The sequence below is a fragment of the Niallia oryzisoli genome, assembly GCF_043641075.1.
Lineage (GTDB): Bacteria > Bacillota > Bacilli > Bacillales > Cytobacillaceae > Bacillus_BD > Bacillus_BD oryzisoli_A.
In genome coordinates this window covers 20400-37543 of record NZ_JBHZRC010000017.1, presented here as the reverse complement: position 1 = coordinate 37543, position 17144 = coordinate 20400, and the positions used below count along the sequence as shown (strand labels likewise).

Below are 17144 nucleotides of genomic sequence, written 5' to 3'. Positions count from 1 at the left end.
GACAGGTGAAATTGGGGTGGAATGGGAGTTTGATTGGATTGCAAATAGAGCGAGAATATCACCGCATAAGGTTGCAATTGTTCATGCAGATAAGGGAATCAACTGGACCTTTTCTGAAGTAAATCAACGTGCGTCAGCGGCAGCAAGCTGGTTAAAAAAGCAGGGCATTGCTAAAGGAGACCGGGTAGCGTTAGTGTCTCCCAACCATATCGTTTATTTTGATTTACTTTTTGCCTGTGCAAAAATTGGTGCGACCTTTGTTCCAATTAATTGGCGTTTAGCTACTTATGAAATGGATTATATTCTACAGGATTGTACGCCAAAATTAATCGGGTTTCATTCTAGCTTTGCTGAAAAGGTAGCTGAGCTGGAATATGTACAGCTTGCGCCCGTTTCCTTTGAAATTGATCATGAACAATATTTGGACAAATCGCTTCAGGTCGAAGGGGACGTAGACCTCTCAGAGCAGGATCCTCTTACGATCCTTTACACAGGTGGAACAACAGGAAAGCCAAAAGGGGTCGTGTTATCACATCAATCGATCATCTGGAACGGATTGAACACGGTTTTGAGCTGGAATCTCTCACAGGAGGATACAACGCTAACCTATATGCCCTTGTTTCATACAGGGGGGTTAAATGCTTTATCCATTCCACTGCTTATGGTTGGCGGGAAAGTTGTGATCGCCAGTGACTACAATCCGATTGAAGCCATCGAGTATTTGAATCATTATCAATGTACGATTGTCTTGTTAGTTCCGACCATGTACCATATGATGGTGAATAGTGATGAATTTAAAAAGAGTCGTTTTCCTTTCATGAAAATTTTTCTTTCCGGAGGGGCACCCTGCTCATTAGAAATTTATAAAGCTTTTCGGAACAGGGGTTTAACATTTAAAGAGGGCTATGGTCTAACAGAAGCGGGGCCTAACAATTTTTATATTGACCCGGACAGGGTGGATGAGAAGCTGGGCTCTGTTGGAAAACCGATGCTGTTTAATGTTGTAAAAATCATAAAAGAGGACGGAGAACAGGCAGCAGCTAATGAAGTAGGGGAATTATTAATTAAAGGCAAGCATGTTTTTTCGTGCTATTGGAATAATCAGGAGGCAACCGACGAAGCATTGTCCTCGGATTGGCTGCATACCGGTGACCTGGCAAAAAGGGATCAGGATGGGTATTACTATATTGTAGGACGAAAAAAAGAGATGATTATAACAGGCGGTGAAAATGTGTATCCGCTTGAAGTGGAACATTGGATTTCCCAAATATCACAAGTATCCGAAGCAGCGATTGTTGGAATACCTGACCCAAAATGGGGAGAAATCGTTGCTGCATTTATTGTCCTCAAGGAAAATGAACAGTTATCCATAGAAGAAGTAAAAGAGCACTGTGTTCGTAAACTTGGAAAATACAAAGTTCCTAAAAGAATATTCTTCCTTGACCAACTCCCAAAAACAGATGTCGGAAAAATTGATAAAAAAGAATTAAAAAAGCATGCTTCATCTGCTGCCCAAAAATAAAATCTGCAGCGCATTAAAGCGGTGGGGGACAGGCCCCCACCGCTTTAATGCGCTAAATTCCATTTTGTTCACAATAGCTGTCAATTAGTGCTTCAATTTGGTCAAACTCAGGATACTTTCCGGAAAAGGAGAATTTCACCTCTTCAACAAACTCTCCTTGGTGATAGACATGGATTGCTCCATTTTGTTCTATTACACTATACTCTGGTTCAAATCGATATCCATTTCTTTCAACAGCACCCATTCAACACATCTCCCAAAACTAAGATTAATCCGCATAACATAGCATTCCACGAATTGGAACATATCATTTAACTTCATTCAGCAAATGTTTTTGTACCGAAAGCTTGTGACAGATACAGAAGTCTTCCACTTCTAAAGTTAAGGGATGGATACAAACTGATCTTTGATTCAGTGGGGGTTCAAACCCTGGCTGAATGAAGTTAAGCCTCCGGCGGATGTCACGGATTTTTTAAAGGTAATTTTTCGAGCGAGCCCGAAAAAAATCCGGACGCAAATTCGACGAGTGAATTTGATAATTTCTTTTCTTTCTGCTTGAAAATATCTTTACTTTCTGTTAATTCAGACTTAAAATATAGACAAATAAATGTCATAATTTGGTCAATAATTTGTCACAATTAAACTATATATATCACAAAGGGGTGCTTTTCATGAACGGTTTATTATTCACTTCTCTATCATTATTATTCTCATTTTATTTAGTTTCTCTAATTAATATTTCACCCGTGATTGCTTTCGTTCTATTCTTGTTAACGATTGTTTCAATGGTAGGAGCCATTTATCAAGAACTTGGAAAGCATCGAAAAATTAGACACTTAACAGTTATTAAATAGAATTTCACAGGTTATTTGAAGTCTAATCCAATTGGGTTAGGCTTTTTATTTTTCAAAATATTGTACATTTTGACTGGAAATATTTGTAGTAAAATAATAGTGAAGAAGTATTCACAAAGTGTATTTAGCAAACAATTTGCTTCCTGTTTCTACTGAATGATTCCTGAATGGGCATAGGAGGAGAAGAGGATGGATACTAAATTATTAAACCAACTCATTCATCAGCTTAAGGAACTAACTGAGGAACTTGGGATTAAACAGGCAAAGCGTCTTGATACAGCAAGGTTAGAGCGTATTATTAATAGATTGGCGTCTTTTGCGGATTGTCAGGAATGTAATAGCTTTCTTTCTGAATGGAGTACACGCATTGTAAATCTTAAGTCAAAAGTTGGGCGGCTTGAAAAGCAGGATATCAAGGAGTATCAGGGTTTAGTTAATAGAGTCATTAGTCATTTGCAAAAAGAGCATAAACTGGTAGTAGAAAACTTTTATATGGGAACCTATATGTCACTGGGCATTGCTATAGGGTATGCTGTAGGATATTTTCTATTGGATGATTACATTATAGGCATGTCATTGGGGTTACTTTTTGGCATTGCAATTGGTACTTCAATGGATGCCAATGCTAAGAAAAAGGGATTGACCATTTAGGCAATGATTTATTTTAAAAAAAGACATAGATAAAGGATAGAGAATCTTTTTTTGGGAAAATACTCTATCCTTTTATTTAATTTAGTAGGCGTTTTCACCGCTGTCAAGGCTTACCTGCCAATGAATGCCGAATTTATCGGTAACTTGGCCGTAGCATTTGCTCCAAAATGTTTCCTGAAGCTCCATATCTACAGTGCCGCCTTCTTTTAATTTATTAAAGGAAGACTTAATTTTGTTTTCATCCTTACTGACTAGGGAAAGGGTTATATTGTTACCTTCTTTCACTTCCATACCTGGAAAGGCATCTGAAAACATCACATTACTGCCATCAATACTAAGTCTTGTATGCATAACTAAATCTTTAGCTTCTTCTGGAAGTGGATAATTAGGGTCTTGGGGACTGTCTCCAAAGCTCATAATTTTTGGTTTTTCCTCACCAAAAGCCTCCGCGTAAAATTCAACAGCTTCACGACAGTTACCATTAAAGGTTAAATAAACATCTACTGACATTTAAATCACTCCTATATAAGATTTGACCTTGATCATGATTCCATTATCCATTTAGTGGACAAACTATCTATAGCCAATTTTTGAATGAAACATACTAGTATTTTAAAATCAACGATTTAAAATCTATTAACAACAAAATCATGAATGACTGACAAGGGATCCTCATAAATGAAGCGAAATAATATATAGAAAAAATCTTACTATACATAGGAGAATTATACAATGGATTTACAATTAAAAGGAAAAAATGTATTGATTACAGGGGGATCGAAAGGGATTGGAAGATCAATTGCAGCAGCCTTTTTGTCTGAAGGAGCTAATGTATCAGTTGTTGGTCGCAGCAGAGACTTTTTAGAAAAAGCAAAGGAAGAATTGGGAGGCAGTCTCTCACTCTATCAGGCGGACCTAACTAAAAGTGAGGAACGTGAAAAGCTTATCCAAACGATTGTGGAGGAAAAAGGTACGATTGATGTCCTCATTAACAATGCCGGCGGCAGCAATGGGGGAAAAACAGCGGAAACAGAACTGGAATTATTTTATGATGCCATGGAGCTAAATTATTTCTCGGCTGTCCATTTAAGCAAATTAGTGATTCCGCATATGAAAAAGTTAAAAAGCGGTTCAATTATCAATATTACCTCAATATTTGGCAGGGAGAGCGGGGGAAAAGTAACCTATAATAACGCAAAGGCTGCACTTATCAGCTTTACCAAATCCTTAGCAGACGAAGCAATCTCTGATGGAATCCGCGTCAACAGCATTGCCCCTGGCAGTATCCTTCATGAAACTGGGAATTGGAAAAAACGGCTTGAAGCAGATCCTGAAGGGATACAGAAGTTTGTCCAGGATGAGATCCCTGCCGGACGTTTTGGCACTCCTGAGGAAGTAGCGAATGTAGCTGTATTCCTAGCATCGGATAAAGCATCATGGGTTGTTGGTGCAAGCATTAATGTTGATGGCGGCCAGTCTCGGATGAATTTTTAATAAAAAGTCCCTATTAGAAATAGGGACTTTTTTTGATGTGAGAAACCACTTGTTAAAAAATTTGTTTTTCCAAGCACGCAGACTACTCCAAAAAACCATGTAACATTTTCTTACATGAACATGGATATAAAATAAATCTTATTTTATGATGAATCCATATTATTTATAGATTGCTTCTATAATTCGATTGGAGGACTCAATATGGCAAAACAAAAGCTTGTACTGATTGGAAATGGGATGGCTGGAATTCGCTGTTTAGAGGAAATATTGAAGATAAATAAGGATGCATTTGACATAACGGTTTTTGGAAGTGAGAATCATCCAAACTATGATCGGATTCAATTATCAAAGGTTCTTCAAGGAGATACCGCCATTGAGGATATCACGTTAAATGATTGGGATTGGTATAGGCAGCATCATATTCTTCTCTATTCTGGAGAAACGGTAACAAGTATCGATACAGAGAACCAATTGGTATTTACGGATAAAAATCGTGAGGTGGCTTACGATAAGTTGATTCTTGCGACAGGGTCCGTTCCGTTTATCCTTCCACTTCCAGGCGTTGAAAAGGAAGGGGTTACTGCTTTCCGGAATATAGAAGACTGCGAAACAATGATTGAATACTCCAAGGAATATAAAAAGGCAGCTGTAATCGGCGGCGGGTTATTAGGGTTGGAGGCTGCAAGAGGTCTGCTGAACCTAGGGATGGAGGTAGACGTCATCCATCTTTCTGATTCTTTGATGGAAAGACAATTAGATCAATCAGCTGCAGGTATGCTTCGTATGGAACTGGAAAAGCAGGGAATGAACTTTCTGCTAAACAAACAAACAAAGGAAATTTTTGGCGAAAGTAAAGTAGAGGGACTGCGATTTAATGATGGGGAAGAGATTAAAACAGATCTTGTAGTCATGGCAGTCGGGATTAAACCAAATATAAGCATGGCTGTTGAAAGTGGTATTCCGGTTAATCGGGGAATCCTTGTCAACGATTTTATGGAAACGCAGATTCCAAATGTATTTGCAGTCGGCGAATGCGCGGAGCACCGCGAAATGGTATATGGCCTGGTAGCACCGCTTTATGAACAAGGAAAGGTGCTGGCTGGAAGAATTTGTGATGAACAGGTGAAGCCATATGAGGGAACGGTTCTTTCCACAAAATTAAAGGTATCGGGAGTGGATGTTTTTTCAGCTGGAATCATCAATGAAGATGAACAAACAAAGGTCATTAAGGAAACGAATGATTGGAAGGGTACTTATAAGAAGATATTGATTAAGAATGATAAAATCTCTGGGGCGGTTTTATTTGGTGATACAAAAGAAGGAACGAAGCTGTTGAGCCTAATTAATAAAGGGGCAAATGCTTCTGAGTATTTTGATATAGGTGAAAGCGATGACTCTGGTGTTAGCTTTGTTGCCTCCCTGCCAAATGATGAAATCATCTGCGGCTGTAATGGTGTCACAAAAGGAGATATTGTAAATGCCATTGAAACTCAAGGTCTGACTAGCGTTGATGAAGTAAAAGGCTGTACGAATGCCTCTAGATCATGCGGAGGCTGTAAACCGTTAGTAGCTGATATTCTTGAACTTACGTTAGGTGATGACTTTAGTAAAGCGAATCAAAAGGAAGCGATTTGCAGCTGTACCACTTTATCACGGGATGAGGTTGTCGCAGCTATACGTGAAATGAACCTCAAAACAACAAGGGAAGTCATGAATGTGCTTGAATGGAATACAATCGATGGCTGCTCCAAATGTAAACCAGCTTTGAATTATTATTTAGGCATGATTTACCCGCTTGAATATGAGGATGAAAAGGAATCGCGCTTTGTTAATGAACGCTTGCATGCCAATATTCAAAAGGATGGGACATTCTCGGTTGTACCAAGAATGTATGGCGGTGTAACAAACCCAGACCAATTACGGAAAATAGCCGATGTGGCTGATAAATATGATGTGAAATTATTGAAAGTGACTGGAGGACAGCGGATAGATCTGTTTGGTATCGAAAAAGAAGACCTTCCAAAGGTATGGGCTGAGCTGGATATGCCGTCAGGTTATGCTTATGGTAAAACGCTTCGTACGGTAAAAACATGTGTGGGTGCAGAGTTTTGCAGATTCGGAACGCAAGATTCTATCGGTCTTGGTATTGCCTTAGAAAAGAAATTTGAACGAATCAGTACGCCGCATAAATTTAAAATGGCCGTTTCGGCTTGTCCGCGAAATTGCGCTGAATCAGGCATTAAAGATCTCGGTGTGGTCGGTGTGGACGGCGGATACCAAATTTATGTCGGAGGGAATGGCGGAACGGAATTAAGAGCTGCGGATCTATTATGTAAAGTGAAAACAAGTGAAGAGGTAATGGAAATTACCGGAGCCTATTTCCAATATTATCGTGAAACAGGAATGTATTTAGAAAGAACATCTAAATGGGTTGAGAGGATGGGACTCGACCATATTCGATCAGTAATGGAAGATGACCGAAAACGGCTTGAACTTAATATACGTCTAGATGAAGCGTTGACTGTAGCACAGGAACCATGGAAGGAAATAATTGAAAGTGACAAGCTTCAAAAGGCATTATTTGAAAAGGTGAAAATTCCGGTAACCGCTGAATAAAAGGGAATCGGGGCTCCCCCTGTTTCCTTTCTGTTCAATTCGATGAAACTTTATGGAGAAGCTAATTGCCTGTAATAATGGGACATAATGATCTGGAGGAATGAGTGATGGAAAAAACAAGCTTAATTCAGCGGATAAAAGTAGCGGCAGTGGATGACATCCCACAAAAGTTAGGGAAAACAGTCACTATAGGTCCACATGAGATCGCGTTATTTCATTTAGAAACAGGGGAATTTCGAGCAATCGAAAACCGCTGTCCGCATAAAGGCGGGGTTCTTGTAGAAGGATTGGTAAGCGGTGAACATGTGTTTTGCCCGATGCATGATTGGAAAATTAACGTAAATGATGGTCAGGTTCAAAAACCGGATAACGGCTGTGTGAAAACCTTTAAGGTAGAGGTTGAAAACAACGAGGTATTTATTGTTCTGTAAATTATTGTTTGAAAGAAGGTAAATGATGTCATATGTAAATCCGGATCAAGTTGTAGAAAGCATGATTCGAGCAGGTGCAGCAAAGGCAAGGCTAACGGTTAAGGATATGTTCATTCGAGGCGGCTTAGCCGGTGCGCTGCTCGGCTTTGGTACCACCTTGGCGTTTACTGCTGAAACCCAATCGCAAATGGGTTTTGTTGGTGCGCTATTATTCCCGGCATGCTTCGTAATTGTCATTCTTTTAGGATTAGAGCTGGTTACAGGGAATTTTGCCCTGCTTCCATTGGCTGTTATAGAAAAGAAAGCAACGTGGCAGCAAATGGTGTCAAACTGGTTTTGGGTTATAGTCGGCCATTTAATAGGCGGTATAGTATACGCGGTATTATATGTGATTGCAGCAACTCATTTTGGTCATGTGGATAATCATGCGGTAGCACAGAAAATAATCAACGTAGCGGAAGCAAAAACAGTAGCCTATTCGATGCTAGGTTCAGAGGGACTCCTTGTGGTTACGGTAAAGGCTATTCTATGTAACTGGATGGTAGCTCTAGGAGCAGTTATGGCGATGACATCAAAAGCGACAATCGGAAAAATAGCAGCGATGTGGCTGCCTATTACAATGTTTTTTGCGCAAGGCTTTGAGCATGCTGTTGTTAATATGTTTGTTATTCCAGCAGGGATGATGCTGGGTGCAGATGTAACGGTTTCTGATTGGTTGTTATGGAATCAACTCCCGGTGCTATTCGGGAACCTTGTTGGCGGTTTTTTATTTACTGGACTAGTATTATATCTAACACATAGAAAAGCAGGTGCAAAGAAGGCTTTAGAACAATTAGAAATCACACAACAAGCATCAAATCTGTAAAAAGGGAGGGGCCATTATATGGGCAAAGTGTACTTAGTTGGGGCAGGTCCAGGGGACCCTGACTTAATAACTATTAAAGGCTTAAAATGTATTCAGAGGGCTAATGTTATTTTGTATGATCGGCTGGTTAACAAAGGCTTACTGGAATACGCAAAAAAAGAGGCGACGTTAATATATTGCGGTAAGCTTCCAAAATGTCACACATTAAAACAAGAGAATATTAATCTATTATTGGTTAGACTTGCAAAACAAGGGAAGGTAGTGACCCGTTTAAAAGGGGGGGATCCGTTTGTGTTTGGTAGGGGTGCTGAAGAAGCTGAGGTTCTCGCTCAAAATAGGGTTTCGTTCGAGGTTGTTCCTGGGATTACGTCGGGAATTGCCGCTTCTGCCTATGCAGGTATACCGGTAACACACAGGAAAATAGCCAGCTCGTTTGCTGTGGTAACAGGGCATGGTGAAAAAGGGAAACCAACTAATATTAACTGGAGCAGTTTAGCGGGGATAGATACATTGTTGGTTTATATGGGGATTGGGCATCTTGCTGATATTTGTCATGCCTTGACTTTTCATGGGAAATCATCTGATACACCGGTTGCAATAGTGAACAGAGGTACGACTGCTAAACAAAGGACGATCATAGGAACCCTTTCTACGATTGTAGAAAAAGCGAATATAGAGAAAATCGATAATCCCAGTATGATCGTAATTGGTGAGGTTGTCAGGGTAAGAGAACAAATTACCTGGTTCGAAGAATTGAGAACGCAAGAAAGTAAAATGGTGTTCGTGGATGAAGTTATATAAGGAATTTAAACAAGGACTTCCTGATTGCGTGGGAGGTCCTTGTTATTTGGAAAGATTAACGCTCTTCTGGTTCATCTGTATCTTTTTTATTAAACCAAAGCGGGTCCATATCATCGACTTCCCCATTGTAGTTGATAAGAATTTCTTCGCCAGCCTTAATATCTCTGTATGCAAAAAAATCAAAGGTGTGGTTAGGAAAGTTAATATCATAGGTGGCATTTGGCTCGTAGGAATGGTTAAATAACATGCCGTATCCTAAAAGAATAGCTGAGTGATTTATTCCGTATTCAAAGGCGTAATCTGCCAATAATGTTTTTTCTATGTGTACATGCTCGTCATTCGGGTAGGGTAGAACGGGTGCCGCATGGAAAAGGGTACCCTTTGCAATGTCCTGTGTGGCAAATACCCCTCGGTTCAGTTCCCCGTCGCTCAGCTTCGAAGTTTTGACTTCAATCATTTTTCATCACCTGTTTATTAGTTTTAGATTAATTTCTTAAGTTTGACTGATAACTGGACTGAAAGCAACACTATTATGTATTTATTTTGTTATTTTTAGTCGTTTGCTGTAAAAAATAATAAAAAAGATGTAAGCAGGTTACAAACCGATGCTTACATCTCTATGGCGAAAAATTAGATGATTGGCATTCCATGACGCTCTAATGCTGCCGCTTCTAAAATGGACATGCCTTGTTCTTCGGCAAAAGCAGTCAGCTTATCTGATGCGATAGGAGCAAAATTTGCAGGCGGAGCGGCTTGATTCATTACGCGTTTTCGTGCCGCATTTCGACGGGCAAAAGGACCCCAAATAGCAAATGTAATACCTGGTGTTTGCATATTTACAAAGAATGTATTCCCATCCGGCGAAAAGGTTGGTCCTGCAAACTCTGAACCGTTTAATTTGTTTGCTGCAAAAGTATAGACGTTTCCTTCTGGTGTCATGCCGATGATACGATCGTTGCCACCGTCTTCTGCAACCCAAAGGTCTCCCCATGGAGTAATCGTGATATTATCAGGTGCTTGTAAATCATTTTTATCAGTAGATTCATAGAAAAGCTCGAGTGTGTTAGTAGCTGGGGTGTAGCGGTATACACGGCCAAGGCGTTTTTCGCCTGCGCTTGTATCATCAAACCAGAAAGTACCCTCAGAGAAATAGGCGCCCTCAAGGCGGCTAAACTCAATACATCCCTTTGCCTTTGCATCACTTTGTGCAATCTCAGGATTTAATTTTTTCCAAACCACGCCAAACCTTTGACCTGTAGCCATTTGGCTTGCTCTAGGTAATTCTTCAATTGCTGCAGCTTCTAAAATACCGCCTTTTTGCAGGGAGCCAAGTGTTTGGCTACGGTCATTTGGAGTAAAACGATACAGGAAGCTGGGGCTTGCATCCTCCGTTAAGTACCAGATTCCTGTTGAAGGATCAACGTGACCTGCTTCATGTGAAAAGTATCCCATATCGCGGACTGGGGTTCTTGACATGTCATTTTCAGGATCTAGTGGATTCACTTCAAATACAAAGCCATGTCCCATATTACGGGTTTCCTCCATTGTTAACCAAGTACCCCAGGTCGTTGAACCACCGGCACAGTTACGGATGGTTCCTGAACTTGATACATATTGATCAATGATTTCTCTATTTGGTCCTACAATGAGAGTCGTCGTTCCTCCTGCTGCGCCAGTGTTCCAAGGGTTTTTACCGTTTACAGGATAATTGGAGTTTGTGCTATTTTCATGATTTCGAACAAGGATTGTCGTATTTTTGTCCCCTCTAAATGCAGCCATTCCATCGTGCATAGCAGGGACCTTATCGCCGTTTGGCATGATATCGCCTGCTTGGGAAAGCATTTTGTAATGAAATCCTTGTGGAAGATCAAGAATTCCATTTGGATCCTTTACTAGAGGACCGTAACCGCCAAATCCGCCAGTTGGATTAATGGTATTCGCTGCAGCGAGGCTTTCTGAAGCATTGCCAAGAGCAAATAAACCCGTTGATCCTAACGTTAGTGCCACTGTACCCATCCCGCCAACTTTAAGAAAATCACGTCTGTTTATTCCGTTATATCTACTGTTCATAGAATTACCTCCGCGTTTTTATTGAGACAAGCTCTATGAATAAAACTAGCAGGTAATTCTATAGGGTCTGTTAAAACATTGTAATGTTTGATTTTACAATCATAAGATAAAAAGAAAGTAGTATGCTTTGTAAGAATATAGTAAGAGGAATCGTTTGTATCCGGGAGAATAGTAGGATAAAAAGTGGAAATAGCTGAAGTGACAAAGCAAACAAGGGAAAAGTCTTAGGTATTAATGGTTGAATGCTTGTCAGAGGATGAAACCGTTTATTAAGAATATGTAATGATTTACAAGTAATGGTAATAATGAGTAAATGAAATGGATGGAAATTGTACTAAGAAGAGGTTGAATCCATAATAATTAGATGCTATTATTTGAACTGCCATTCTTCAAGCTATTTTTGAACAATTGATGTACATTAATAGAAAATAAACAAGTAGTAGAAAATTCAAAAAGAAAGTTGACTTCCGTGATCTAAATTGTTATAGTAATAAACGTCGCTGAAAATAACAACTTTTAAGTGATGAATAGTTGTTATTGACTTCAACGAAACGGAATGATATATTTTTTTATGTCGCTGATTGGCGTCTTCCCCAGGAGCAGCATGCTTAACACCTTGAGCTTCTAGGCGCCACAGTATAATAGTGATTTTTTGATTGTCTCATACGTCAATGATAAATCCTGCATTTATCAAACAATAAGAACACCTCCATTCATGTAGTGGAGGTGTTCTTATCATTTGAAATGCTATATTAGCCTACTATCTATCCTGTATGTTAAAATTAGGTAGTGAAAAATACTGTAAAGGGGAATGAAGATGAGCTGGGAACGGCAGGCACTTGAAAGAATACTCCATTTGCTAGTAGAAAAGGACTACGAATTTAAAAGTTTAAATGATCATTTATATGATTTAGGAATTGTCGTAAATAAAAACAGTGCTGCATATGAAATATTAAAGGACGTCATGGATTGGGAATCTATGCCTATAAATCTTGCGTCAGTTCAAGCGCAAAATGGATCGAAAGAAGCTTTTGTTAATCAAGCCCTTAAATACATAGAAGAAAAATTTAACAAGTAAAAAGCTTGCAGCTGATAAGGCTGCAAGCTTTTTTCATAAAGAGGATAACCTTGATAAGAAAAGTTAATCTCCTAATGCCTCTTTAATAGAGTAATTCTCTAAATCAATTTCCAAATCGAGACCAAGTGCAAGCTTGGCCAGTTCCGCTCCTAAATAGGGGCCAACGGTTAGTCCTGATGAACCTAATCCATTCGCAATAAAAATTCCCTCCCAGCCAGGCAGCGGTCCAATGACAGGCAGGAAGCCTGGAGTAATGGGACGAAAGCCTACCCTTGCTTCTAATAGGGCAGCGTCAGATAACCCCGGCGCTGTCTCTAATGCTTTTGAAAAAATCTCCGATAGTCCACCTGCCGTAACCCTGGTATCATAAATTTCTGTATCCTCATGTGTAGAGCCGGCGACAATTCGTTTATCATTGAACGCTAAAATATACAGAGTTCCCGGCGGCATGACTACCGGCCATTCGCTTGTTTTTTCGTCAGGAGCTTCCAAATGAGCTATTTGAGCCTTTTGAAAACGTACCCGAAAGTCTACGCCCAACGGTCTAAGCAGCTGCGGTGCCCATGCACCCGTACAGACAACGACCGTATCTGCAATGATTTGTTCCGAACTGGTCTGAACTCCTGTTACGCGGGAGCCATTATATAGCAGACTTGCTTCATCATAAATCAAAGCAGCGCCGTTCCTTTGTGCTGCCCGCAGCAGGGAATCTCTAAGCGCCCGTCCGTCAACGCGTGCACCACCGCTGACAAATACAGAGGCATAATCATCGGCTAATGGAGGGAATAATTGCTTTGTTTCCTGTTTGCTTAGCTGCTTGATCTCACCAATCTCGGGGGCATCATCTCTCCGCAGCAATGCTCGCTCAACCATTTTTTCAAGCTTCTTCTCATCCTTATGTAAACTGATCGCACCGACCTGAGAATACCCCGTATGGATTTCTCCATCCTCTTCTAAATCATGAATTAACTCTGGGTAAAATCGAGCTCCCGCTTTGGCGAGCTCATACCATGCCTTATTTCGGCGCTGGCTTAGCCAAGGGCAGACAATTCCTGCGGCAGCATCTGTCGCTTGTCCTTTGTCTTTACGATCCACAATGATGACCTGTGCGCCCTTTTTCGATAACTGATAGGCAGCTGAAGCCCCTAGAATACCTGCACCCACAACAATTATTCTTTTCATCAAGACTCCTCCTTTGTCCGATTATATCCGTACCTTATGTCATTCTTTTTGAAAATTCCATGTTAGATTATATAACATGATTCGTTTTTTACATTCGACTTTATGTAAAAATAATACCCATCAATCATTTTATCCTACATGCTGGAGGTAATAAATGAAAAAGCAAAGGTTAGTTGTAATAGGGAATGGGATGGCAGGTGTTCGCTGCATTGAGGAAATCTTAGAAATTGATCCAAATCTATTTACGATAACTGTTTTTGGCAGCGAGCCTTATGGTAATTACAATCGCATTTTATTATCGACTGTACTGCAGGGAAGTGCATCGATTGAAACGATTATACTCAATGATCATAAGTGGTATCAGGAGAACAAGATTGAATTATACACAGGAGAATCAGTAGTAAAAATTGATCCTAGGAAAAAACTTATCCAGACAGATAAAAAAAGGGAAGTTAGCTTTGACAAGCTCATTGTGGCAACGGGTTCTACTCCATTCGTTCTTCCTATTCCGGGCAGAGACAAAAGAGGCGTGATTTCATTCCGTACCATTGACGATTGTCAAAAGATGATGAAAGCAGCGGAGCAATATAAAAAAGCGGCTGTCATTGGCGGAGGTTTATTGGGATTGGAAGCAGCCAGAGGCTTGCTGAATCTTGGGATGGAGGTAGATGTCGTTCATCTAGACCATTGTTTAATGAATCGGCAGCTTGATTATACGGCCTCTAAAATGCTGGAAAAAGAGTTAGAGAGTCAAGGCATGAATTTTCAGCTAGGAAAAGAAACAGAAGAGATTATGGGAAATCACCGTGTAGAGGGCTTGCGATTTAAGGACGGATCGGAAATAAAGGCTGACTTGGTCGTTATGGCGGCTGGTGTTAAACCGAATATACAGCTGGCTAAGGATAGTGGGATTGAAACAAAGCGTGCCATCATTGTCAATGACTGGCTGCAGACGAATATACAGGACATTTATGCTGTTGGAGAATGTGTAGAGCATCGAGGAGTGGTCTATGGATTGGTTAAACCGCTGTATGAACAAGGGAAAGTATTAGCAAAGCATCTATGCGGTCAAAGTAATCAAGGCTATCGTGGTTCGGTTCTTTCCACACAATTGAAAATATCAGGCGTTAATGTTTTCTCAGTCGGTCAGTTTGAAGGCGGCGATACCACGAAAGCAATTACTTTTCACGATGAGATAAATGGTGCATATAAAAGAATTTCCTTTCAAGGAAATAAAATGGTCGGTGCTGTTTTATATGGAGATACAAAGGATGGTTCAAGGCTTTTAAAGCTGATTGAGGAAAAGAAGGACCTAACTGATAGTGAGAAAAATAAATTATTCCATTTGAAGGAAAATGATGTAAGCCCCGTTGCAGCCATGAAGCAGAGTGATATTGTCTGTAGCTGCAATTCGGTAACGAAAGGAACCATCCTTGAAGCGGTACAGAAACATGGCTTGACGACAGTGGAGCAAGTGAAAATGTGTACAAAGGCCTCCAACTCCTGTGGCGGCTGCAGGCCAATAGTAGAACAAATGCTTGATTATACAAAAAGTGATTCATTTGATGAAGTCAGAGTGGAAAAGACCTTATGTACCTGTACCACTTTATCTGAGGATGAAATTGTACAAGAAATACAAGCTCAAAATCTAGCATCCGTTAAGGAAGTAATGGATCAGCTAAATTGGCTTCAGCCGCAGGGTTGTTCCACATGCCAAGGGGCATTGCATTATTACCTAAGCATGATTAACCAAGATTATGTCTGGAATGATTTACACATGTCGATCACCCCAATCAATCGAAATAGGATTGAACCGATTGAAACATATTTGGGTGAGAATACTTGTCCAGAAGAGAAACTGCTAGCTCTCGATATGGCAGTTAGATTTGAAAAGAGGGTAGAGTATTTATTTACTCCTCAGCGAATCAACATGAGTATCTCTTCTTGCGGACACAATGGTGAAAAAGCAAAGAATTTCGATATCGGATTAATCCTTATGAAAAGAGGCTGGGAAATCTATGTTGGAGGCAGTGGGGGGAGTAACTCGCAGGATGGAAAATTATTATTTGTTGCCGATACGAATGAGACAGCAATCAATATCGTTCTTGCCTTTATTCAATATTACCGCGAGACAGCGAATTTTTTAGAACCGATTAATCAATGGATGGATCGTATTGGTTTAATCCATATAAGAGAAGTGATTTTTGAACCAGAACTTCGTTACCAACTGATTGGGAGACTCGAACTTGATGCAAGTAAAATGAATGAAATAGCAGAGCCCCGATCTGTTCAAAAATAGAATGATATTTTCATAAAAAAGGAGGAGATAACATGGAATTAAAGGGTTTTAAAAAATCAGGTCATTTTCCAAGTTTATTATCAGCATTTCTCTATTTTGATGTCAGCTTTATGATATGGGTGCTCTGCGGATCGGTATCGCTGTACATCACCAAGGATTTTGGATTAACGGATGCCCAAAAGGCGACAATGGTTGCACTGCCATTGCTTGGGGGAGCGATATTACGAATTCCAATGGGGATTTTGTCAGACAGAATCGGCTGTAAAAAAACAGGCATCATTGGGATGATCATCACGATTATTCCGTTGCTTTGGGGCTGGCTTGGAGGGGCAAGCTTAAGTGAAGTTCATGCCATCGGTCTTTTGCTTGGGGTTGCCGGAGCAAGCTTTGGAGTGGCATTGCCGCTAGCAGGACGCTGGTATCCGCCGCAGTATCAGGGGATGGCGATGGGGATAGCAGGTGCCGGTAATAGTGGAACGGCCATTGCAACGTTCTTCGGTCCCAAAATTGCCGAGGTGTATGGCTGGCATAGTGTGTTTGGTTTTGCCATTATCCCGCTTCTTCTAGTCCTTATCTCTTTCCTGCTTATGGCGAAGGACAGTCCTAATCAACCGGAGCCAAAGAGTCTCACCGAATATTTATCGGTGTTCCGCCATGCTGATACTTGGTGGTTCTGCCTTTTCTATGCCATTACATTCGGAGGGTTTAGCGGTCTTGCCAGCTATTTAGGTATCTTCTTCTATGATATCTACGGAGACAAAGCGATGGCTGGAGGATTAAGCATGATTCAAATTGGCTATTTGGTAACAGTTACCGTTATAGCAGGAAGTTTATTCAGGCCAATTGGTGGCTTTGTTGCAGACCGTATTGGAGGGATGAAATTTCTTCAATATTTATTTGCCTGCATTACTATTTGTTCATTGCTCGTCACGCTAATGCCAAGCTCCTTCCTAGTTATGCTTCTTATTACTAGTACTATGATGGCGTGTCTTGGAATGGGAAACGGATCTGTTTTCCAAATCGTTCCCCAGCGTTTTAAAGACGAAATTGGCGTCATTACCGGGATTGTTGGAGCAGCTGGAGGATTCGGCGGATTTTTGCTGCCAAACTATATCTTGGGACCGCTGAAACAGGCAACCGGCAGTCACGTCGCAGGGTTTATTACCCTCGCCTGTATCGGTCTCGCTGTAACCCTTGTATTTTTTGCTGTATCAAGGAGCTGGAAAAGGTCTTGGGCTACAGTAGAGTCTGGAGTGAAATTCTAATTCATTAGGTAAAGGA

General features: G+C 40.5%; 16 protein-coding genes. 11 read left to right on the top strand and 5 right to left on the bottom strand.

Annotation, left to right across the window (positions count from 1 at the left end; translation table 11 throughout):
- Positions 1–16: 16 nt before the first annotated feature.
- The gene (locus ACHUFV_RS25050; protein ID WP_394239012.1) at positions 17–1522 is read left to right on the top strand and encodes an acyl-CoA synthetase; all 1506 of its coding nucleotides are present in this window, start codon (positions 17–19) and stop codon (positions 1520–1522) included.
- A 52-nt stretch (positions 1523–1574) separates the two neighbouring features.
- On the opposite strand, the gene ACHUFV_RS25045 is transcribed toward ACHUFV_RS25050, so the two are convergent.
- Positions 1575–1766, bottom strand: coding sequence for a YbxH family protein (locus ACHUFV_RS25045; protein WP_394239010.1), 192 nt, complete (start codon positions 1764–1766; stop codon positions 1575–1577).
- A gap of 427 nt (positions 1767–2193) precedes the next feature.
- Here ACHUFV_RS25045 and ACHUFV_RS25040 point away from each other — a divergent pair, with 427 nt between their 5' ends.
- Complete coding sequence (locus ACHUFV_RS25040; protein ID WP_394239008.1) at positions 2194–2376, top strand: hypothetical protein; 183 nt, start codon at positions 2194–2196, stop codon at positions 2374–2376.
- Between the two features lie 189 nt (positions 2377–2565).
- Complete coding sequence (locus ACHUFV_RS25035) at positions 2566–3027, top strand: hypothetical protein (RefSeq protein WP_394239006.1); 462 nt, start codon at positions 2566–2568, stop codon at positions 3025–3027.
- An 81-nt stretch (positions 3028–3108) separates the two neighbouring features.
- Here the strand turns inward: ACHUFV_RS25035 and ACHUFV_RS25030 are convergent, their stop codons facing one another.
- Positions 3109–3537: a VOC family protein gene (locus tag ACHUFV_RS25030; RefSeq protein ID WP_394239004.1), complete on the bottom strand. Its 429-nt coding sequence runs from the start codon at positions 3535–3537 to the stop codon at positions 3109–3111.
- A gap of 222 nt (positions 3538–3759) precedes the next feature.
- Between ACHUFV_RS25030 and ACHUFV_RS25025 the strand changes: the two genes are divergently transcribed.
- From ACHUFV_RS25025 to cobA, 5 genes are all read left to right on the top strand, one after another.
- Complete coding sequence (locus ACHUFV_RS25025) at positions 3760–4521, top strand: SDR family NAD(P)-dependent oxidoreductase (protein ID WP_394239002.1); 762 nt, start codon at positions 3760–3762, stop codon at positions 4519–4521.
- Between the two features lie 201 nt (positions 4522–4722).
- A complete protein-coding gene (gene nirB, locus ACHUFV_RS25020) occupies positions 4723–7137 on the top strand; it encodes a nitrite reductase large subunit NirB (protein ID WP_394239000.1) in 2415 nt (804 codons plus the stop codon).
- A 107-nt stretch (positions 7138–7244) separates the two neighbouring features.
- The gene (gene nirD, locus ACHUFV_RS25015) at positions 7245–7568 is read left to right on the top strand and encodes a nitrite reductase small subunit NirD (protein ID WP_394238998.1); all 324 of its coding nucleotides are present in this window, start codon (positions 7245–7247) and stop codon (positions 7566–7568) included.
- Positions 7569–7593: 25 nt separating this feature from the next.
- Entirely contained in the window at positions 7594–8433 is an 840-nt protein-coding gene (locus tag ACHUFV_RS25010) for a formate/nitrite transporter family protein (protein WP_394238996.1), read from the top strand.
- Positions 8434–8451: 18 nt separating this feature from the next.
- On the top strand, positions 8452–9234 hold the full coding sequence (cobA, locus tag ACHUFV_RS25005; RefSeq protein ID WP_394238994.1) for a uroporphyrinogen-III C-methyltransferase: 783 nt from the start codon (positions 8452–8454) through the stop codon (positions 9232–9234).
- A 55-nt stretch (positions 9235–9289) separates the two neighbouring features.
- Here the strand turns inward: cobA and ACHUFV_RS25000 are convergent, their stop codons facing one another.
- Together ACHUFV_RS25000 and ACHUFV_RS24995 are read right to left on the bottom strand one after the other, a co-directional pair.
- A complete protein-coding gene (locus ACHUFV_RS25000; protein WP_394238992.1) occupies positions 9290–9691 on the bottom strand; it encodes an SET domain-containing protein in 402 nt (133 codons plus the stop codon).
- Positions 9692–9864: 173 nt separating this feature from the next.
- Positions 9865–11304, bottom strand: a complete 1440-nt coding sequence (locus ACHUFV_RS24995; RefSeq protein WP_394238990.1) for an alkaline phosphatase PhoX — start codon at positions 11302–11304, stop codon at positions 9865–9867.
- 817 nt (positions 11305–12121) lie between these two features.
- On the opposite strand from ACHUFV_RS24995, the gene ACHUFV_RS24990 reads away from it, so the two are divergent.
- Positions 12122–12382 (top strand): hypothetical protein, encoded by a 261-nt coding sequence (locus tag ACHUFV_RS24990; RefSeq protein ID WP_394238988.1) that lies wholly within the window; start codon positions 12122–12124, stop codon positions 12380–12382.
- Positions 12383–12445: 63 nt separating this feature from the next.
- On the opposite strand, the gene ACHUFV_RS24985 is transcribed toward ACHUFV_RS24990, so the two are convergent.
- Positions 12446–13564, bottom strand: a complete 1119-nt coding sequence (locus tag ACHUFV_RS24985; protein ID WP_394238986.1) for an NAD(P)/FAD-dependent oxidoreductase — start codon at positions 13562–13564, stop codon at positions 12446–12448.
- A 154-nt stretch (positions 13565–13718) separates the two neighbouring features.
- Here ACHUFV_RS24985 and nirB (ACHUFV_RS24980) point away from each other — a divergent pair, with 154 nt between their 5' ends.
- Positions 13719–15863 (top strand): nitrite reductase large subunit NirB, encoded by a 2145-nt coding sequence (gene nirB / locus ACHUFV_RS24980; protein ID WP_394238985.1) that lies wholly within the window; start codon positions 13719–13721, stop codon positions 15861–15863.
- A 32-nt stretch (positions 15864–15895) separates the two neighbouring features.
- A complete protein-coding gene (locus ACHUFV_RS24975) occupies positions 15896–17128 on the top strand; it encodes an MFS transporter (RefSeq protein WP_394238983.1) in 1233 nt (410 codons plus the stop codon).
- The last annotated feature ends 16 nt before the right edge of the window (positions 17129–17144 follow it).

Bases quoted from the DNA above. Each gene is read 5' to 3' on its own strand.
- ACHUFV_RS25045 (WP_394239010.1), bottom strand. From the start codon at position 1,766: ATGGGTGCTGTTGAAAGAAATGGATATCGATTTGAACCAGAGTATAGT.
- ACHUFV_RS25040 (WP_394239008.1), top strand. From the start codon at position 2,194: ATGAACGGTTTATTATTCACTTCTCTATCATTATTATTCTCATTTTAT.
- ACHUFV_RS25035 (WP_394239006.1), top strand. From the start codon at position 2,566: ATGGATACTAAATTATTAAACCAACTCATTCATCAGCTTAAGGAACTA.
- ACHUFV_RS25030 (WP_394239004.1), bottom strand. From the start codon at position 3,537: ATGTCAGTAGATGTTTATTTAACCTTTAATGGTAACTGTCGTGAAGCT.
- ACHUFV_RS25025 (WP_394239002.1), top strand. From the start codon at position 3,760: ATGGATTTACAATTAAAAGGAAAAAATGTATTGATTACAGGGGGATCG.
- nirB (WP_394239000.1), top strand. From the start codon at position 4,723: ATGGCAAAACAAAAGCTTGTACTGATTGGAAATGGGATGGCTGGAATT.
- nirD (WP_394238998.1), top strand. From the start codon at position 7,245: ATGGAAAAAACAAGCTTAATTCAGCGGATAAAAGTAGCGGCAGTGGAT.
- ACHUFV_RS25010 (WP_394238996.1), top strand. From the start codon at position 7,594: ATGTCATATGTAAATCCGGATCAAGTTGTAGAAAGCATGATTCGAGCA.
- cobA (WP_394238994.1), top strand. From the start codon at position 8,452: ATGGGCAAAGTGTACTTAGTTGGGGCAGGTCCAGGGGACCCTGACTTA.
- ACHUFV_RS25000 (WP_394238992.1), bottom strand. From the start codon at position 9,691: ATGATTGAAGTCAAAACTTCGAAGCTGAGCGACGGGGAACTGAACCGA.
- ACHUFV_RS24995 (WP_394238990.1), bottom strand. From the start codon at position 11,304: ATGAACAGTAGATATAACGGAATAAACAGACGTGATTTTCTTAAAGTT.
- ACHUFV_RS24990 (WP_394238988.1), top strand. From the start codon at position 12,122: ATGAGCTGGGAACGGCAGGCACTTGAAAGAATACTCCATTTGCTAGTA.
- ACHUFV_RS24985 (WP_394238986.1), bottom strand. From the start codon at position 13,564: ATGAAAAGAATAATTGTTGTGGGTGCAGGTATTCTAGGGGCTTCAGCT.
- nirB (WP_394238985.1), top strand. From the start codon at position 13,719: ATGAAAAAGCAAAGGTTAGTTGTAATAGGGAATGGGATGGCAGGTGTT.
- ACHUFV_RS24975 (WP_394238983.1), top strand. From the start codon at position 15,896: ATGGAATTAAAGGGTTTTAAAAAATCAGGTCATTTTCCAAGTTTATTA.